Genomic DNA, 13,338 nt, shown 5'->3' with positions numbered 1-13,338 from the left:
GTCCATGGTGCCACGGGCGGCGGCCGGGCGGACCACGCCGTCCGCAGTGGCGCCAGGGTCCCCCGCCCGGGTGAGGGACGCCGCCGGACGGGTCGGGCGGACGGCGTCGGTGGCCGATCCCCTCGCCATGACGGGGATGCTGACGCGGCGGCTGCCGGACTGCCGCCCCCTGCTCGCCGATCCCGACGACCTCACGCTGGTCTTCCAGCCGATCGTGGACCTCGCGCGGGCCCGCGTGGCCGGGTACGAGGCGCTGTCCCGGTTCCCGGGGACCGCCGGCCCGGAGGTGTGGTTCGCCGCGGCCGCGGACGCCGGGATCGCCGCGGAGCTCGAGGCGCTGGCCCTGCACAAGGCCCTGGCCGCCGTCCCGGACCTGCCCGCGGACACCTTCCTCACCGTCAACGTCGGTCCACACCTGCTCGGGACGGCGCCGGTGCAGGAGGCGCTGGCCACCCGCCCGGACCTGCACCGCGTCGTCGTCGAGCTGACCGAGCACGCGCCGGTCGACGACCTGGGCGCGCTGCGGCTCCAGGTCGCCGCGCTGCGGGCGCGGGGTGCGCTGGTCGCCCTCGACGACACCGGCTCGGGCTGGTCGGGCCTGCAGCAGCTGGCCGCCCTGCGGCCGCAGCTGGTCAAGCTCGACCGGTCCCTGGTCGCCGGCGCCGACGCCGACCCGGTGCGGATGGCGCTGGCGGAGATGGTCGGCGAGTTCGCCGGCCGCATCGACGCCTGGCTGCTCGCCGAGGGCATCGAGACCCGGAGCGAGCTGGCCGCCTTCTGCCGGCTCGGCGTACCGCTGGCCCAGGGGTGGCTGCTCGGCCGGCCCACGCCGGGGTTCGCGCCGCTGGACCCGGACGTCGCCGCGCTGGTCCGCGGCTGCGCCGCCCGCGCGCGGACGGCGTCCACCGTCGCGGGCCTGCTGCGGCCGGTGCGCCAGTGCGAGGTCACCGAGGCCTTCCCCGGCGTGCCGCCGGTCGTCCTGGTGGGCCCGCAGGGCGAGCCGCTGGCCCTGCGGCTGACCGACCCGCGCACCGGGCAGGCGCACACCGCCCCCGTGTCGCTGCGTGCCGAGCCCACCGACGACGTCACCGCCACCCTGCAGCGGGCGCTGACCCGCTCGCCGGCCCAGCGCTTCGACCCCGTGGTCTGCACCGACGCGGCCGGCGCCGTGGTGGGCCTGCTGCGCGTCGAGGACCTGGCCTCCGCGGCCGCCGCCCGCTGACCGGACCCCGGACCACCGGGAGGAACCGCCCGGTGGAGACGTCCACCCGCGGGGGACGTCGTCCCCGGCCGCACCGCCTCGTCACCGCCGCCGACGACGCCGGGACCCCGGCCGGGTCGCCGCTCCGGCCCGTCACATCACCGCCCGGGCACGGGTCGCCGACGGCGGGGTCGGTCCCGGGGGACCTGCGGCACGCGGCTCCCGCCGTGCCGCGGGGGGCCACCCCTCCCCGGGACGGGTGGTACCGGCGGGTCCGTAGGGTCGTGATCAGGCCCGTGCACTGGCCAGATGCCCCGTCGGCGTGTCACGGTGCCCCGGGCCGGACCCCCGACGGGGACCGGTCCGTCCCGGGCGCCCGCCCGGGACCGCCGCCGCGGACCCGCGGCCGGCACCCCACCCGGCGGCCCGCCGAGACCGCGCGGGCCCCGACGTCTGAGAGGAACCCCGTGAACAAGGCCGAACTCGTCTCCGCCATCGCGAAGCGCGCCGACGTCCCCAGCTCCACCGTCGACGCCGTGCTGAGCGGCCTGCAGGAGGAGCTCGTGGAGGCGATCACCCGCGGCGAGAAGGTGGCCGTCTCCGGTCTCATCACCGTCGAGCGGACCCAGCGCTCGGCGCGCACCGGCCGCAACCCGCAGACCGGTGAGTCCATCGAGATCCCCGCGGCCAACACCGTCAAGGTGACCGCCGGCTCCAACCTGAAGAAGGCCGCGAGCAACGTGCCGGTCTGACCCGCCGGGCCCCCCGCCGGGGCGGCGCCTGCCCCCTGTGACCCCGCCCACGTCCCGTGGGTCAGGATGCGCAGGCAGGCGCCGCCCGAGGGCGGCGGTGCCGGGACGGAGGAGCACGTGGCGAGCGGACTGACCCTGGACACCGACCCGGCCGAGGTCGGCCTCGACGCCGGCCGGCTGGAGCGCCTGGACAGGCGGCTGGCCCGCTGGGTCGACGACGGGCAGCTGCCCGGCTTCCTCGTCACGGTGTCGCGGCACGGCCGGCTGGCCCACGTCGGGCGGTACGGCTCCCGCGACGTCGAGAACGGCCTCCCGGTCGAGGAGGACACCCGCTGGCGGATCTTCTCGATGACCAAGCCGGTGACCTCGGTGGCGGCGATGATGCTGTACGAGGAGGGGGCCTTCGAGCTCACCGACCCGATCGCGAAGTGGCTGCCGGAGTTCGCCGAGACCCGCGTGTACGTCGCCGGGTCGGCGCAGAAGCCGGTCACCCAGCCGCAGGTCGAGCCGATCCGGGTCCGGCACCTGCTCACGCACACCTCCGGGCTCACCTACGGCTTCCACCACGCCCACCCGGTCGACGCCATGTACCGCGCGATGGGCCACGAGTGGGGCACCCCGCCCGGCGTCGACTCGGCCGAGGCGTGCCGCCAGTGGGCGTCGGTGCCGCTGGTCTTCCAGCCCGGGTCGGAGTGGAACTACGGCGTCTCCACCGACGTCCTCGGCCGGCTCGTGGAGGTCGTCTCCGGCCAGACCCTCGACGTCTTCTTCGCGGAGCGGGTCTTCCGCCCGCTGGGCATGACCGACACCTCCTTCGGCCTGCGCGAGGACGACGACGTCGACTCCCTCGCCCGGCTCTACGCCGCCGTCCCCGGGCAGCCCGGCGGCCCGGCCACCTCCTTCGCGCCGATCGACGCCATGGGCGAGGCGGCGCACCGCAAGCCGACGTTCCTGTCCGGCGGCGGCGGGCTGGTCTCGACGGCGGCTGACTACCTGCGCTTCTGCGAGATGCTGCGCCGCGGCGGCTCCTACGACGGCGGGCGGCTGCTCGGCCCGCGGACGCTGGCGCACATGGTGCGCAACCACCTGCCCGGCAACGCCGACCTGGAGACGTTCGGGCGGCCGCTGTTCGCCGAGACGCCGCTGCGCGGGGTGGGCTTCGGGCTGGGCTTCTCGATGGTGCTGGACCCGGCGCGCTACGGCGGCGTCGCGAGCGTCGGCGACTACAGCTGGGGCGGGGCGGCGTCGACGGCGTTCTACGTCGACCCGGTCGAGGACGTCGTCGTCAGCTTCTACACGCAGCTGCTGCCCTCGAGCACGCTGCCGATCCGGGCCTACCTGCGCGCCCTGGTCAACCAGTCGATCGTCGCCTGAGGCGGTGCGCTCCCGCGGACGCGCCCCGGGCACGTCCGCGGGAGTGCACCGCCCGGCCTACAGGTAGCGGCGGTAGACGACGGTGGCGACCATCGCGGGCTTGGTCTGGCCCTCGACCTCGACGGTGACGTCCATGTTCATCGCGACCCCGCCGTCGAAGGGCGTCGCGGACGCGAGCGTCGCGCCGGCGCGGACGCGGCTGCCCACCGGCACCGGCGAGGGGAAGCGCACCTTCTCGGTGCCGTAGTTGACGCCCATCCGGAAGCCGGTGATCTCGACGATCTGCGGCAGCAGTGACGGGACCAGCGACAGCGTCAGGTAGCCGTGCGCCACCGGCCCGCCGAAGGGGCTCTCCTTCTTCGCGCGCTCGACGTCGACGTGGATCCACTGGTGGTCGCCGGTCGCGTCGGCGAACTGCTGCACCTGCTCCTGGGTGACCTCGACCCAGTCGCTGTGGCCCAGGTGCCGCCCCACGAGCCCCTGCACGCCCTCGACCCCGTCCACGGTGGTCTGCGCCATCGCCTGTCCTCCTGTGTCCCTCGGTCCGGACCGCCGGTGGTCTGGTTGGCTGACTCCACCACATCGGCCGGGACGGAGGCGACGGGGTGCTGCGACTGGGCCGGCGGGACGTGCCCGACGGCGGGCTGGTGGTCATGGCGATCGTCAACCGCACGCCGGACTCCTTCTACGACCGCGGGGCGACCTACGAGCTCGCCGCCGCGGTGGAGCGGGTGGACCGGGTGGTGGCCGAGGGCGCGGACGTGGTCGACGTCGGCGGGGTGAAGGCCGCCCCGGGCGCGGAGGTCTCCCCCGCCGAGGAGATCCGCCGCACCGTGGACCTGGTCGCCGCCATCCGCGCCGCCCACCCGGACCTGCCGATCTCGATCGACACCTGGCGGGCCGAGGTGGCCCGGGAGGTGCTCGCCGCGGGGGCGGACGTCGTCAACGACGCGTGGGGCGGGGTCGACCCCGAGCTCGCGCAGGTCGCGGCCGAGGCGGGCGCGGGCATCGTCTGCACGCACGCCGGCGGGCTGCCGCCGCGGACCCGGCCGCACCGGGTCCGGTACGACGACGTGGTGGCCGACGTCGTGGCGCGGACGACGGCGCTGGCCGAGGCCGCGGTCGCCGCCGGCGTGGACCGCGAGCGGGTGCTGGTCGACCCCGGCCACGACTTCGGCAAGAACACCCGGCACTCGCTGGAGGCCACCCGCCGGCTCGGCGAGCTCGTGGCCACCGGCTGGCCGGTGCTGGTGGCGCTGTCGAACAAGGACTTCGTCGGGGAGACCCTCGACGTCCCGCTGGAGCAGCGGCTGACCGGCACGCTCGCCGCGACGGCGGTCAGCGCGTGGCTGGGCGCCCGCGTGTTCCGCGCCCACGACGTCGCCGCGACCCGCCAGACGCTGGACATGGTCGCCGCCATCCGCGGCGACCGTCCGCCGGCGCGGACCACCCGCGGCCTGGCCTGAGCCGACCGGGCGCGGCGGAGGGCCCTTCCGCCGGGCGGCCGGACGGATCATGCTCGGGTCGCCCGCCGGGGCGCCGGGTCCCGCGGGGACGGTGCCGGGGAGGCCGTCATGACCGAGCAGGTCGCAGGCGTCGAGGAGTCCCGGGCCCACGGGCCGCGGGTGGTGGTGGGCGTCGACGGGTCGGCGGGGGCGCGGGCCGCGCTGCGGTTCGCCCTCGACGACGCCGTCCGCCGGGGCGTTCCCGTCGAGGCGGTCACCGTGTACCGCCCGCCCGAGGCGTGGATGGACTTCGACGTCGTCGGCGACGTCCACTACGAGCGGGCCGAGGCCGCGGCGGTGGAGCGGGCCGAGGCGTTCGTCGAGGAGGTGCTGCGCGAGGTGCCGGAGCCGCACCCGGTGATCCACGTGACGGCCGTGCTCGGCTCGGCGGCCGAGGGCCTGGTCCGGGAGTCGGTGGGCGCGGACCTGCTGGTGGTCGGCAGCCGGGGGCACGGCGGGTTCTCCAGCGTGCTGCTCGGCTCGACGGGCCTGCAGTGCGTCCTGCACGCGCCGTGCCCGGTCACCGTCGTCCACTCGGCCGAGGCGCACCGCGAGCGGCTGCACCTGCGCCGCCGCCCCGACGGCGAGCGGGTCCGCACCCACCGCCGCCGCTTCCGCCGGGCGAGGACCGACTCCGCCGCCCCCTGACGCGGCCGGGTCCCCCCGCTCGCGCGGCGCTACGGTCGCGGCCGTGGCCGCTCCCGGGTTCCTCACCGCCGACGAGTTGAACGCGCTGCTGCCGGGCACCCTGCCCGGGCTGATCGGGCTGACCGTCACCGCGCACGAGCCGGGCCGGCTCGAGGCCGCCCTCGACGTCCGCCCCGAGCTGCTCGCGCCCAACGGCTACCTGCACGCGGCCACCGTCGTCGCCCTGGCCGACACCGCCTGCGGCCTGGCCACCCGCGCCCTGCTGCCCGACGGGTCGGCCGGTTTCACGACCATCGAGCTGAAGAGCAACTTCCTCGGCACCCTCCGCGAGGGCCGGCTGCGCACGGTGGCGACGAACGTGCACGCCGGCCGGACCACGCAGGTCTGGGACGCCGTCGTCGCCTCCGACGCCGGGAGGACCCTCGCCCTGTTCCGGTGCACCCAGTCGGTGCTCTGGCCGAGGTGACCGGCGAGTAACCCGCGTGTCGCGCGACACACCCGGGGTGTGAGACTGGCGCCACTACGCACCCCTGAGGAGGAGCACCGTGGCTTTGGCCAGTCGTTACCCCGACGTCGAGATCCCCGACCAGTCGGTACCCGAGTTCGTCCTCGCCGGCGGGGCGTCGCGGCCGGACGCACCTGCTCTGGTCGACGGGCTGACCGGTGACTCGATCACCCACGGCCAGCTGGCGACCTACGTCGACCGGGTCGCGGCCGCCCTCGCCGCCCGCGGCCTGCGCAAGGGCGACGTCGTCGCGGTGCTGTGCCCGAACACCATGTGGTACCCGGTCGTCTTCCACGGCATCGCCCGCGCCGGCCTGGTGATGAGCCCGATCAACTCGCTCTACACCGCCCACGAGGTCGCCTACCAGCTCAAGGACTCCGGCGCGAAGGTGCTCGTCACCGTCTCGCCGTTCCTCGACCGCGCGCTCGAGGCCACCGAGCAGACGCCGGTCGACGAGGTCATCGTCATGGACGGCGCCGAGGGCCACGCCTCACTGCTGGACCTCATCACCAGCGACGCCCCGTCGGTCGAGGTCGACATCGACCCCGCGAACGACCTGGTCACGCTGCCCTACTCCAGCGGCACCACGGGCCTGCCCAAGGGCGTCATGCTCACCCACCGCAACCTGGTGGCCAACGTCAGCCAGTCCCGCCCGCTGGTGGAGCTGGTCGAGGGCGACGAGCGGATCATCGCCGTCCTGCCGTTCTTCCACATCTACGGCCTGACCGTGCTCATGAACCAGGGCCTGCAGTGGGGCGGCACCGTGGTCACCCTGCCGCGGTTCGACCTCGAGCAGTTCCTGCGCACGATCCAGGACCAGAAGATCACCCGCGCGTTCGTGGCGCCGCCCATCGTGCTGGCGCTGGCCAAGCACCCGATGGTCGACCAGTTCGACCTGTCCTCGCTGCGCAGCATCACCTCCGGCGCCGCGCCGCTGGACGAGGCGCTGGCCCAGGCCGCCCAGGACCGGCTGCGCAAGGGCGCCGCCGACGGCGTCGTCGTCGCGCAGGGCTACGGCATGACCGAGCTGTCGCCGGTCTCGCACACCACCCCGGACGCCACCCGGCTGCCCGAGGGCGTCACCGAGGTGCCCAAGGGCTCGGTCGGCCTGGCGCTGCCCAACACCGAGTGCCGCCTGGTCGACCCGGAGACCGGCACGGACGCCGCCCCCGGTGAGCGCGGGGAGCTGTGGGTCCGCGGCCCGCAGGTCATGAAGGGCTACCTCAACAACCCGACGGCGACCGCCCAGACCCTCGACGACGAGGGCTGGCTGCACACCGGCGACGTCGCGGTCGTCGACGAGAACGGCTGCTACACCGTCGTCGACCGGGTCAAGGAGCTGATCAAGTACAAGGGCTACCAGGTGGCCCCGGCCGAGCTCGAGGCCGTGCTGCTGAGCAACCCGGCCATCGCCGACGCCGCCGTCATCGGCGTCAAGGACGAGGAGAGCGGCGAGGAGCTGCCCAAGGCGTTCGTCGTCAAGGCGCCCGGCGCGGAGATCTCCGAGCAGGACGTCATGGACTTCGCCGGCAGCCGGCTCGCCCCGCACAAGAAGATCCGCGCGGTGGAGTTCATCGACCAGGTGCCCAAGTCCGCGGCCGGCAAGATCCTGCGCAAGGACCTCAAGGCCCGCGCCTAGCGGTCGTCCACAGCGGGCCGGCTCCCCTCCCGGGGAGCCGGCCCGCTGCCGTCCCCGACGTCACCAGGGCGTGCCGAGGACGGCGTCGCGGGTGCGCCCATGGCGTGCGCCGGCGAACCGCAGGACCAGCCGGGCCGGGCGGGAGGCCGTCTCCAGCACCGTGACGCGCTCGGCGGGGTGGCAGGCGTCCAGCAGCCACGGCAGCGTGAACAGCGCCTGACCGGCGGGCAGGCCCCGGCGAGCGGCCCGCTCGGCGCGGCCGCGCTCGGCGGCCGACACGTGCTCGTCGACCAGCGGCAGCACGACGGCCTCCTCGGCGTCCAGCCGGGCGGCGACCAGGTCGGCGAGGTCGGTCAGCGCGAGGGCCAGGGCGGGAGCGCCGGCGCTCACGTCGCGGGCGAACAGCGGCAGCGCCAGGACGGCCCGCGTGAGCGCCTCGTCGAGGGCGGCGTCACCACCGGGGCGGCGCACGTCCGGGCCCCCGCCGGGCAGCACGACGCGCGACACCGCGGCCTCCAGCCGCCGGCGCAGCACCGCGTGCGCCCGGACCTCGGCCAGCACGCCGCTCGTCCAGCGGACCAGCTCGCGCTGCCGCTCGGGGCAGCAGGACTCGTCGAAGGCGATGCCGGTCAGGGCCTCGGCGACCACCCGGGTGCCCGAGCGCAGCGCCCGGTGCAGCAGCGCGTGGTCGCCCAGGGAGCGGACCGAGCCGCGGCGGGCGGGCGGGCGGCGGACGGGGGCGGGGGACGTCGTCGTGGAGGTGCTCGTCGGAGGGGTCCTCGTCGGAGGGGTGCTCGTCGGAGGGGTGCTCGTCGTGGTCACGGTGGGGACGGTGCCGCCGGGCCCCTGCAACGGGCTTGTGGCCAGCTTGGACGGCGCCGGGACCGACCTCAGGAGCGTCGCGCGGCCGCCCCGGCCGCGGTCGGCGGGACGCCGACGATCCGCTTGTACGCGCGCGAGAACGCGGCCTCCGACTCGTAGCCCAGGCTCCCGGCCAGCTCGCCCACCCGCGCCCCCTGCCCCAGCGCGACCGTGGCCAGGTGCATCCGCCAGCGGGCCAGGTGGTGCATCGCCGGCTCGCCGGCCAGCTCGGTGAACCGGGCGGCGAACGACGAGCGCGACATGCGGGCCTCCCGCGCCAGCCGGGTCAGGGTCCAGGCCGAGCCGGGCTCGCGGTGCAGCGACGCCACGGCCCGCCCCACCTGGGGGTCGCGGAGGGCCCGGAGCCACCCCGGGCCCGTGGCCGCGGTGTCCAGCCACGCCCGGACGGCCTGGACGACCACGACGTCGGCCAGCCGGGTGATCACGGCCTCGGCGCCGGGCCGGTCCACCGCGGCCTCGTCGGCGAGCACCCGGAGCAGCAGCGGCAGCCAGCCGGTCCGGGCCGGGTCCGACCCGTCGACCACCAGGACCGGCGGGAGCAGGCCGAGCAGGTGGGCGGCGCCCGGCCGGTCGGGCTCGACCACCCCGCACACCATCGCCGCCGGTGGGCCGCCGCCGTCGAGCCGCAGGACGGAGCAGTGGTCGCCCAGGTACCGCTGCGGCAGCAGGTCGGCGCGCCCGGCGACCGGCGCCCCGGGGCCGCTGCGCAGCAGGTGCCCGCGCCCGTGCGGGACCAGGGCCAGGTCCCCGACGCCGAGCTCGCGCCGCTCGCCGTCGACCTCGAGCAGGCAGCTGCCCCGCGTGACGACGTGGAAGCTCATGCACCCGGCGAGGGCGGGCATCTCCAGGCCCCACGGCGCGGTCGCCTCCGCCCGGCAGTAGAAGGTGCCGCGGATGCGGAGGTCGGCCAGCACGCCGCCGAGGGGGTCGACCGGCGCCCAGGGCCGGGCGTGGTCCCCGTCGGTCACGGCGTCCGCGTGCACGGTCCCAGCCTGCTGGCGTCCGCACCGGGCGTCCAGGTCCGCCGGACGAACGGGCACCGTCCGCGGACGCGCGGTCATGGGCTCCGGCCGCCCCGGCCGCCAGTGTCGACGGCGACCGGCGACGGGCGCCGGCGGGACCGGGAGGAGCAGGGACGTGCGCGTTCTGGTGGTGGGTGCGACGGGTGGATCCGGACGGGCGGCCGTGGAGGCGCTGGCCGGGCAGGGACGGGAGGTGACCGCGTTCGCCCGGCGGGCGTCGGCGGCGTACGCGGGGCGTCGCGGCGTCCGGGCCGTGGACGGCGACGCCACGGCGCCCGGGGACGTGGCGCGGACGGTCCGCGGGCAGGACGCCGTGGTGGTGGCCCTCGGCATCAGCGAGCACCCGCTGCGGGTGCGCCTGCTGGGCAGCCGCGGCACCCCGCTCGACGTCCGCTCGCGGGGGACGGCCGCGGTGGTCGCCGCGATGCGGGAGCACGGCGTCCCGCGGCTGGTCGTCCAGTCCTCCTACGGCGTCGGGGAGACGCGGGGGCGGCTGCCGCTGTCGGCCCGGCTGGTGTTCGCCCTCCTGCTGCGGCCGCAGATCGCCGACCACGAGCGGCAGGAGCGGGTCGTCCGGGACAGCGGCCTGGACTGGACGATCGTGCAGCCGGTGTACCTCACCGACGGCGACGAGCCGGCCGCGACCTCGCCGGCCGGGGACACCGGGGGGATGCACGTCTCGCGGCGGGCGCTGGGCGGGGTGCTCGCCGACCTGGTGGCCGAGCCCGGGCGCGGGCGCTGCCTCACCGTCTCCGGCGCCACGGCGTCGGTGGCGCCCGCACCGAGCTCCTGAGAGCGGGCTCGCGGGAGGGTCCTCCTAGGGTCGGGGGCATGCGTGCGGTGATCGCGAGTGGACCGGGCGGCCCCGAGGTCCTCGGCTGGGGTGAGGTGCCCGACCCGGTGGCCGGTCCCGGCGAGGTCGTCGTCGACGTCGCGGCCACCGCCGTCAACCGGGCCGACCTGCTGCAGCGGGCCGGCCACTACCCGCCGCCGAGGGGCGCCAGCGAGGTCCTCGGCCTGGAGTGCAGCGGGATCGTCAGCGAGGTCGGCGAGGGCGTGACCGGCTGGTCGGTGGGCGACGAGGTGTGCGCGCTGCTGGCCGGCGGCGGGTACGCCGAGCGGGTCGCCGTCCCGGCGGTGCAGCTGCTCCCCCGCCCCGCCGGCGTGGAGCTGGCCACCGCGGCCGCGCTGCCCGAGGTCACCTGCACCGTCTGGTCCAACGTCTTCCAGCTCGCCGGCCTGCGCCGGGGCGAGAGCTTCCTGGTGCACGGCGGGTCCAGCGGGATCGGCACGATGGCGATCCAGCTCGCCGTCCGGGCCGGCGCGCGGGTGTTCACCACCGCCGGCAGCGCGGCCAAGCTCGAGTTCTGCCGCGAGCTCGGCGCCGAGGTGACGATCGACTACGGGTCCGAGGACTTCGTCCAGCGGGTGCGCGAGGAGACCGACGGCGCGGGCGTCGACGTCGTGCTGGACAACATGGGCGCGAAGTACCTGGCCCGCAACGTCGACGCCCTCGCCGTCGGCGGGCGGCTGGTGGTCATCGGCATGCAGGGCGGCACGCGGGCGGAGCTGGACATCGCGAAGCTGCTGGCCAAGCGGGCGTCGGTGGCGGCCACCGCGCTGCGCTCGCGCCCGCCGACCGGCCCCGGCGGCAAGGCCGACATCGTCGCCGCGGTGCGGGCGCAGGTGTGGCCCGACGTCGAGCGCGGGGTGGTCCGGCCGATCGTCGACCGGCGGCTGCCGATGTCGCGGGCGGCGGAGGCGCACCGCGTCGTCGAGGCCAGCGAGCACATCGGCAAGGTGCTGCTGCTCCCCGACGCGTAGGGACGGCGCCTAGAGCAGCGCACCCCGCAGCGCCGCCACCGAGTCGACCACGTAGCCGACCTCCTCGGCGGTGTTGTAGTGCGCCAGCCCGAGCCGGACGGCGCCGCCGAGCTCGTTGACGCCGAGCGCGTCGAACAGCTCGCGGGCGTAGAAGTCGCCGTCCCAGGCGCAGATGCCGCGCCGGGACAGCTCGGCGGCCACCTGCCGCGGGCGCATGCCGGGCACGGTGAACGACAGCGTCGGCGTCGTGTGCTCGGGGAAGCCCACCACCTGGACGTGCCGCATGGCCCGCAGCGCCTGGTCCAGCCAGTCGAACAGGCTGGTCTCGTACGCGGCGACGGCGGCCATGGAGGCGCGCAGCCGGTCGCGGCGGCTGCCGGTGGCGTCGTCGCACAGGCCGGCGAGGTGGTCGACGGCGGCGGTGACCCCGGCGTAGAGCTCGAACGGCGGCGTGCCGGTCTCGAACCGGTCGGGGACGCGGTCGGGCGTGGGCAGCAGCCGGTCGGGGGCGAGCTCGGCGAGCAGGGCCGGGTCGGCCACCACCGCGCCCACGTGCGGACCGCACCAGGTGTAGGCCGACACGGCCAGGAAGTCCGCGCCCAGGGCGGCCTTGTCGAGGTACACGTGCGGCGCGGCCTGGACGGCGTCGACGAAGACCAGCGCCCCGACGGCGTGCGCGCGGGCGGCGATCGCGGCGACGTCGGGGCGCGTGCCGATGGCGTTGCTGGCCGCCGTCACCGCCACCAGGCGGGTGCGCGGGGTGATGAGGTCGTCGTACTGCCAGGCGGGCAGCTCGCCGGTCTCGATGTCCACCTCGGCCCAGCGGACGACGGCGCCGACCTGCTCGGCCATCTGCAGCCAGGGCCGGATGTTCGCGTCGTGGTCGAGGCGGCTGACCACCACCTCGTCGCCGTAGCGCCAGGTGCGGGACAGCGCGCGGGCGACCGCGTAGACCAGCGAGGTGGTGTTCGGGCCCAGGACGACGCCGGTGGACACCCCGCCCACCAGGTCGGCGACGGCGGACCGCGCCGCGGCCACCAGGCCCTCGGTGCGCGCCGAGGACGGGAAGACCCCGCCGCGGTTGGCCACCGGCACCCGCATCGCCGAGGAGACGGCGTGCACGACGCTCTCGGGCATCAGCGTGCCGCCGGGGGCGTCGGTGTGCACGAAGCCGTCGGAGAGGCCGGGGAACAGGCCGCGGACGCGCGCGACGTCCAGCCGTGGTTCCCCCGGGTGCATGCGGGCGACCCTAGTTGGGCGCCGCACCCGGACCGCCGCCGCACCCGGCCCCCGCCGCCCGGCGTTCAGCCGGTGACGGCGAGGGGCAGGATGGAGGCATGACGGCACCGGGGAACGGCATGGAGCGTCCGCAGCAGGTCGTCGTCGTGGGTCCCGACGGGCGTCCGGTCGGCGCGATGCCCGTGCCCACCGGCGGCCCGGACGGCGACGGCGACGGCCCGCCCACCGTCGGCGAGATGGTCGAGCAGCCCGCCAAGGTCATGCGGATCGGCACGATGATCAAGCAGCTGCTCGAGGAGGTCCGCGCCGCGCCCCTCGACGACGCCAGCCGGGCCCGGCTGCGGGACATCCACACCTCGTCGGTCCAGGAGCTCGAGCAGGGCCTGGCGCCCGAGCTGTCCGAGGAGCTGCGCCGGATCACCCAGCCCTTCGGTGAGGGCGAGACCCCGTCGGACGCCGAGCTGCGGATCGCCCAGGCCCAGCTCGTCGGCTGGCTGGAGGGCGTCTTCCAGGGCATCCAGACGGCGCTGTTCGCCCAGCAGATGGCCGCCCGGGCCCAGCTGGAGGAGATCCGGCGCGGGCGGGCGCTGCCCGGCGGCACGCCCGAGCACCGCCCCGGCGGCGGCCAGTACCTCTAGACGCGACAGCGGCCCCGGGGGGGGGGGGGGGGGGGGGGGGGGGGGGGGGGGGGGGGGGGGGGGGGGGGGGGGGGTGGGGGTGGGGGTGTTCGTGGCCGCACCCCAGACC

14 protein-coding genes are annotated in these 13,338 nt (G+C 76.4%); 10 read left to right on the top strand and 4 right to left on the bottom strand.

Annotation, left to right across the window (positions count from 1 at the left end; translation table 11 throughout):
- Positions 1 to 109: 109 nt before the first annotated feature.
- The 3 genes from ACI8AK_RS03630 (at position 110) to ACI8AK_RS03620 (ending at position 3,327) form a co-directional block, all read left to right on the top strand.
- Positions 110 to 1,222: an EAL domain-containing protein gene (locus ACI8AK_RS03630; RefSeq protein ID WP_456955123.1), complete on the top strand. Its 1,113-nt coding sequence runs from the start codon at positions 110 to 112 to the stop codon at positions 1,220 to 1,222.
- Between the two features lie 446 nt (positions 1,223 to 1,668).
- Positions 1,669 to 1,953 carry an HU family DNA-binding protein gene (locus ACI8AK_RS03625; RefSeq protein WP_387990504.1) on the top strand — a complete coding sequence of 95 codons (285 nt, stop codon included), beginning with the start codon at positions 1,669 to 1,671 and terminating at the stop codon, positions 1,951 to 1,953.
- Between the two features lie 117 nt (positions 1,954 to 2,070).
- A complete protein-coding gene (locus tag ACI8AK_RS03620; protein WP_387990507.1) occupies positions 2,071 to 3,327 on the top strand; it encodes a serine hydrolase domain-containing protein in 1,257 nt (418 codons plus the stop codon).
- Between the two features lie 57 nt (positions 3,328 to 3,384).
- Here ACI8AK_RS03620 and ACI8AK_RS03615 read toward each other — a convergent pair whose 3' ends face one another.
- Positions 3,385 to 3,846 carry a MaoC family dehydratase gene (locus tag ACI8AK_RS03615; protein ID WP_456955122.1) on the bottom strand — a complete coding sequence of 154 codons (462 nt, stop codon included), beginning with the start codon at positions 3,844 to 3,846 and terminating at the stop codon, positions 3,385 to 3,387.
- Positions 3,847 to 3,932: 86 nt separating this feature from the next.
- Between ACI8AK_RS03615 and folP the strand changes: the two genes are divergently transcribed.
- From folP to ACI8AK_RS03595, 4 genes are all read left to right on the top strand, one after another.
- Positions 3,933 to 4,793, top strand: coding sequence for a dihydropteroate synthase (gene folP, locus ACI8AK_RS03610; protein ID WP_387990512.1), 861 nt, complete (start codon positions 3,933 to 3,935; stop codon positions 4,791 to 4,793).
- A gap of 108 nt (positions 4,794 to 4,901) precedes the next feature.
- Positions 4,902 to 5,480 carry a universal stress protein gene (locus ACI8AK_RS03605; RefSeq protein WP_387990515.1) on the top strand — a complete coding sequence of 193 codons (579 nt, stop codon included), beginning with the start codon at positions 4,902 to 4,904 and terminating at the stop codon, positions 5,478 to 5,480.
- 43 nt (positions 5,481 to 5,523) lie between these two features.
- On the top strand, positions 5,524 to 5,946 hold the full coding sequence (locus ACI8AK_RS03600; protein ID WP_387990519.1) for a PaaI family thioesterase: 423 nt from the start codon (positions 5,524 to 5,526) through the stop codon (positions 5,944 to 5,946).
- Between the two features lie 79 nt (positions 5,947 to 6,025).
- A complete protein-coding gene (locus tag ACI8AK_RS03595; protein ID WP_456901514.1) occupies positions 6,026 to 7,624 on the top strand; it encodes an AMP-binding protein in 1,599 nt (532 codons plus the stop codon).
- A gap of 60 nt (positions 7,625 to 7,684) precedes the next feature.
- Here ACI8AK_RS03595 and ACI8AK_RS03590 read toward each other — a convergent pair whose 3' ends face one another.
- Positions 7,685 to 8,446: a hypothetical protein gene (locus ACI8AK_RS03590; RefSeq protein WP_456955121.1), complete on the bottom strand. Its 762-nt coding sequence runs from the start codon at positions 8,444 to 8,446 to the stop codon at positions 7,685 to 7,687.
- A 68-nt stretch (positions 8,447 to 8,514) separates the two neighbouring features.
- The gene (locus ACI8AK_RS03585; protein WP_387990528.1) at positions 8,515 to 9,489 is read right to left on the bottom strand and encodes an AraC family transcriptional regulator; all 975 of its coding nucleotides are present in this window, start codon (positions 9,487 to 9,489) and stop codon (positions 8,515 to 8,517) included.
- A gap of 154 nt (positions 9,490 to 9,643) precedes the next feature.
- Between ACI8AK_RS03585 and ACI8AK_RS03580 the strand changes: the two genes are divergently transcribed.
- Together ACI8AK_RS03580 and ACI8AK_RS03575 are read left to right on the top strand one after the other, a co-directional pair.
- Positions 9,644 to 10,321 carry an NAD(P)-dependent oxidoreductase gene (locus ACI8AK_RS03580; RefSeq protein ID WP_456955120.1) on the top strand — a complete coding sequence of 226 codons (678 nt, stop codon included), beginning with the start codon at positions 9,644 to 9,646 and terminating at the stop codon, positions 10,319 to 10,321.
- Between the two features lie 38 nt (positions 10,322 to 10,359).
- Complete coding sequence (locus ACI8AK_RS03575; RefSeq protein ID WP_387990533.1) at positions 10,360 to 11,352, top strand: NAD(P)H-quinone oxidoreductase; 993 nt, start codon at positions 10,360 to 10,362, stop codon at positions 11,350 to 11,352.
- 9 nt (positions 11,353 to 11,361) lie between these two features.
- On the opposite strand, the gene ACI8AK_RS03570 is transcribed toward ACI8AK_RS03575, so the two are convergent.
- Positions 11,362 to 12,591 (bottom strand): cysteine desulfurase-like protein, encoded by a 1,230-nt coding sequence (locus tag ACI8AK_RS03570; RefSeq protein ID WP_456901510.1) that lies wholly within the window; start codon positions 12,589 to 12,591, stop codon positions 11,362 to 11,364.
- Between the two features lie 98 nt (positions 12,592 to 12,689).
- Between ACI8AK_RS03570 and ACI8AK_RS03565 the strand changes: the two genes are divergently transcribed.
- Positions 12,690 to 13,229 carry a bacterial proteasome activator family protein gene (locus ACI8AK_RS03565; RefSeq protein ID WP_456951950.1) on the top strand — a complete coding sequence of 180 codons (540 nt, stop codon included), beginning with the start codon at positions 12,690 to 12,692 and terminating at the stop codon, positions 13,227 to 13,229.
- The last annotated feature ends 109 nt before the right edge of the window (positions 13,230 to 13,338 follow it).

It is taken from the genome of Geodermatophilus sp. SYSU D00867 (assembly GCF_054050315.1).
Note: the sequence above shows the minus strand (reverse complement) of the source record. Positions and strands in the feature narration are given on the sequence as shown.